Annotated in this window: 6 protein-coding genes; 4 read left to right on the top strand and 2 right to left on the bottom strand. The window is 39.4% G+C overall.

Annotated features, from left to right (window positions below; all coding sequences use genetic code 11):
* From AB1630_11350 to AB1630_11335, 4 genes are all read left to right on the top strand, one after another.
* Nucleotides 1–1,352, top strand: a 1,352-nt coding sequence (locus tag AB1630_11350; GenBank protein MEW6104389.1) for a T9SS type A sorting domain-containing protein, incomplete at its 5' end; no start/stop codon positions are given.
* A 179-nt stretch (nt 1,353–1,531) separates the two neighbouring features.
* Complete coding sequence (locus AB1630_11345) at nt 1,532–1,762, top strand: ORF6N domain-containing protein (protein ID MEW6104388.1); 231 nt, start codon at nt 1,532–1,534, stop codon at nt 1,760–1,762.
* Between the two features lie 300 nt (nt 1,763–2,062).
* Nucleotides 2,063–2,380: a hypothetical protein gene (locus AB1630_11340; GenBank protein ID MEW6104387.1), complete on the top strand. Its 318-nt coding sequence runs from the start codon at nt 2,063–2,065 to the stop codon at nt 2,378–2,380.
* Nucleotides 2,373–2,618: a type II toxin-antitoxin system HicA family toxin gene (locus AB1630_11335; GenBank protein ID MEW6104386.1), complete on the top strand. Its 246-nt coding sequence runs from the start codon at nt 2,373–2,375 to the stop codon at nt 2,616–2,618. Before AB1630_11340 ends, AB1630_11335 begins: the two co-directional genes overlap by 8 nt.
* 376 nt (nt 2,619–2,994) lie before the next feature.
* Here the strand turns inward: AB1630_11335 and AB1630_11330 are convergent, their stop codons facing one another.
* Both AB1630_11330 and AB1630_11325 read right to left on the bottom strand, forming a co-directional pair.
* Nucleotides 2,995–3,252, bottom strand: a complete 258-nt coding sequence (locus tag AB1630_11330; GenBank protein ID MEW6104385.1) for a UPF0175 family protein — start codon at nt 3,250–3,252, stop codon at nt 2,995–2,997.
* Between the two features lie 9 nt (nt 3,253–3,261).
* On the bottom strand, nt 3,262–3,489 hold a 228-nt coding region (locus AB1630_11325), incomplete at its 5' end, for an OmpA family protein (protein MEW6104384.1).

The raw sequence follows: 3,489 nt of genomic DNA, 5'->3' as shown, positions 1-3,489 counted from the left end.
CCACAATGCAGGGCACAGCCACCAAGGAGCTATTTGGCTTATTCACCATAGGCATCTATACCCTATTTGCCACAACCACAGAGACCTTAGGAACAACAAGCATTACGGTGATTTCAGGAAATCCAGCCACCCTAACCCTTACTGCCAATCCTCAGATAATCAATGCCGATTCTGGAACAACCACAGCCTATGCCTATGTTAAAGACCAAAACAACAACCCTGTGGCAGATGGAACCATTGTTCACTTTAGCTACAATCCCTTCATAGGAACTGCCACAACTTTAAAGGGAACTGCAACGCTTATCGCAACCTTTACTACCACAGGAACCTATACCCTAATTGCTACAACCACAGAAATCTGTGCTACCACAAGCATTACAGTCATTGCCGGAGCATTTTCTTATCTTGAGCTTAAAGCACCTTCCACCACAACCATCAACGCCACATTTACCTTAACGATTGTGGCAAAGGATAAATTTGGAAATCCAGCCTTAACCACAGGAAGCGCTAGCTTAACAAACACCACAAACTCCATATTTCCAACTACAATTTCCCTAACCAATGGAATTGGGATAGGCATTGCCACCATTGCCACATCCCCCAATGGTGGGAAGGATACAATCACGGCAACCTATCAGGGATTAACCAGCCAAGCAACCACTACTGCCTACATAAATCCAGGAGCAACCTTAGACATAGCAAGCCTATGGGGAACAGTCAGCCTAATAGAAACAGGAAGCCTAAGCGATAGTTTTATCGTTTGTATCACTGATGCTAAGCATTACTTTACCTTTACCACAAACAAACCTGAGAATGGAATAGGCATCTGTATTGAGGTAAGGCTTATCAACACAAAAGGCGAGGAGTTTCGGGGAAGCTTTACCATAAAGCTTGAGGTTTTATACAATGAGGATAGCCTTGGCAGTATAAGGGAAGAGACATTGAGGCTATACACCTTTAACGAGCAAACAAAGAAGTGGGAAGGGGTTTCAAATTCCTGGGTTGATCCTTTAAGAAACATTGTCGGTGGAATCCTTACCCATCTTACCCTTATCGCACCATTAGGCTCTATCTTTGCCCTAACCAATAATGATGCCTATTGCTATCCCAACCCCTGGAAGAAAAACGACCCAAGCTATGGAGGAAAATACATCTACTTTATCAATCTCAGCAAGGATTCTCTAATCAAGGTCTATAACATTAGCGGTGAAGAGATAAATAGAATATATGTAGATGAGCCAGTTGAAAAATGGGATGTAAAAGGAGAAGACATTGCCTCCGGGGTCTATATCTATACAATTACCGGCGGAGCAGGAGGAAAGAAGATAGGAAAGATTGGAATTATAAAATAAATTATTTCCCTTCTCTGAAGGGGTGGCAGACGAAGCCTGACGGGGTAGTCTAAGAGATGAGGAAGTTTTTAGGATTTCTGGTGGCTCCTTTGGGTTATGCTGCGGATTTCCCTGAGGCTTTATTTTTTTAATTGCCAAAAGGCTGAAATTGGGATATACTTGTTTTTAGAGGGTAAATAATGGGTAGTTTAGTTCCAATAGAGAGGATAGAAGGCAAGATTCTTTTTGTAAGAGGATTACCTGTTAAAGTGTTAAATCAGGCTGTCAGGCGTAATATCAGCAGGTTGCCTGAAGATTTCATGTTTCAACTTACAAAAGAGGAGCATAATTCCAGGACGCGGGCAATACCGAAAGTATTTACCTTATGCCTTTACAGAGAAGGGCGTAGTTATGTTATCATCTGTGCTTAATAGTGAAAGGTAAATATTCAAATTATGAGGGTCTTTTAAAGAGGCAAAGAAGATAGGGTTTAGGGAATGAAAAAGGTTTTTATTTTTTTGGTTTTAAAACCACGAATAAACACGAATGAGGCACGAATGAACACGAATTTAGTGTTTTATTGGTGTTAATTAGTGGTTTCTTTAAATGAAAAAGGTTTTGTATTTTCTGGTTTTGGCAACAGTGGGTTATGGGGCAGATTTCCCTGCGCCAAGCCAGTTACTGGCTTTAGAATAACTTAAGGCAAGTAAAGGGGCATATGATAATGGATATTGCCAAAAAGAAAGAAATGGGGTATAATTTTAGAAGAGGAAGTGAGTCAAATGGATAAGCAATACACAATTGTTCTTAAGAGGTCAGAAGGGCAATATGTCGCGCTCTGTTTAGAGCTAATGGTAGTGGGATGTGGCGATACCAAAGAAGAAGCGATGGCAACTATAAAAGATGCTATTTGTTCCTATCTTGACGCAACCGAGGAGGGGATGGAGGCGACAAGACCCGTACCATTAGAGATACTTCATGACTTTCTTAAGGATGAGGAAGAAGAGCCTTATATTATGCCAAAAATGAAGATACTTGCTTATGGTTAAACGAAGGAAAATTTCTTCAATGTCCAGCAAGAAGCTGATAAGGCTAATTACCAAAGGAGGCGCTGAGTTTGACCGTGAAGGAAAGGGTGACCACATCATTTACAAACGAATGGTAAAAGGAAGGTTAATGAAGGCTCCTATCTTAGAGAACAAACAAGAACTTCCCGGAATATATTGCTTAATGATTTTTAAACAATTAGGGTTTTCTGATGGAGAAATTAACAAATTGGTGATATAATAACAGGATTTTGAGATTGTAGTAGTATGAAAATGGTGTTGAAAAAAGTCTCGTGCTTTCTGGTTTTGGAACCACGAATGGGCAGGGATGAAACACGAATTGTCACGAATGAAGAAGGTTTTATTGTCTCGCAAAGACGCCAAGAACGCAAAGAACGCAAAAAGATTGGGAATTTATACCCCTTATTTCCTTTTAATTTGTCCCTATCCTCATCCTTAAGAAATTTTGCCATTCTACCTAATTTATTCGGCATTTTTTACAAATTACTTAAGAGATATTTTTCTTTCTTACTTGAAATTCAATTGATTTTCAGTATAAATCTAACAACCTACTCTTTTCAAGGCAAATTAATGGAGAAGCATTAACAATAACCTGCTCAATCCGCATTATACAATTCTTTTTCTATCTCTTCTGCTGTGTATTGGAAAGGAAATACTTTAAAACGAAAAAGGGAAAAAATAAAATCAGCCCGATTTAATCCTGCGATTTCAGAAGCCCTTTCCTGGGAAACTATCCCTATTTCATACCACTTAACCGCAGCCACAAGACACAATTCTTTTTTAAACTCATTCGGGTCCTTGCGAAGAGCAGAGAACACGCCTTCTGGCATATCAAGTTTCAATGCTACTGACATAACCGTATCTTAAGGTTTTAATATTATAACAATATCTATTCTATTGTTTTTAGGGTTTGATGGGTCTCTTGGAATAGCGGGTTTTGTATCAGCAAAGGAAGAAACCCTAAACCTTTTTTTAGAAAGCCCCCTTTCTGCAAGGTAGTTAAAGATAGCATTTGCCCTTTCTGATGAAAGCTCCCAATTTGATGGATAGCCCTTTGGTTTTATATTATCTGTATGTGCCTCAATAATTAC

The sequence above is a fragment of the bacterium genome, from assembly GCA_040753555.1.
Taxonomy (GTDB): Bacteria; UBA9089; UBA9088; order UBA9088; family UBA9088; genus JBFLYE01.
Note: the sequence above shows the minus strand (reverse complement) of the source record. Positions and strands in the feature narration are given on the sequence as shown.